Source organism: Comamonas sp. B-9 (assembly GCF_000410635.1).
Classification (GTDB): Bacteria; Pseudomonadota; Gammaproteobacteria; order Burkholderiales; family Burkholderiaceae_C; genus Comamonas.
In genome coordinates, this window is the sequence record NZ_KE148604.1 from 1 (window position 1) to 261 (window position 261).

Annotated in this window: 1 protein-coding gene; it reads right to left on the reverse strand. The window is 70.1% G+C overall.

The window, feature by feature from the left end:
* The coding region (locus H928_RS31665; RefSeq protein ID WP_148293188.1) for an AAA family ATPase at window positions 1-261 on the reverse strand (261 nt) is incomplete at both ends.

The following is a 261-nucleotide window of genomic DNA, read 5'->3' on the forward strand; positions in this document are numbered from 1 at the left end:
CCGGCGTCCGGGCCCCCGGCATCGCCTTGGCCGGCAGGGCCGCTGTCCTGGCTCTCGACCACCAGCTGACCCTCTTCACGGCGAATGCGCAGGCCGGCGCTCTGAGCCCAGTCGTGCAGTGTGCCAAAAGCGGCCTCTTCGGCCTGGCGGGCTTGGTTGTAGAGCTGTTCGATCTGGCTGCGGTGCTGCGCCTGCTGCACCGCCTTGTCGAGCTGCTCGGGCAGCTTGTCCACCATGGCCTCGATGCGGCGGGGCAGGCTG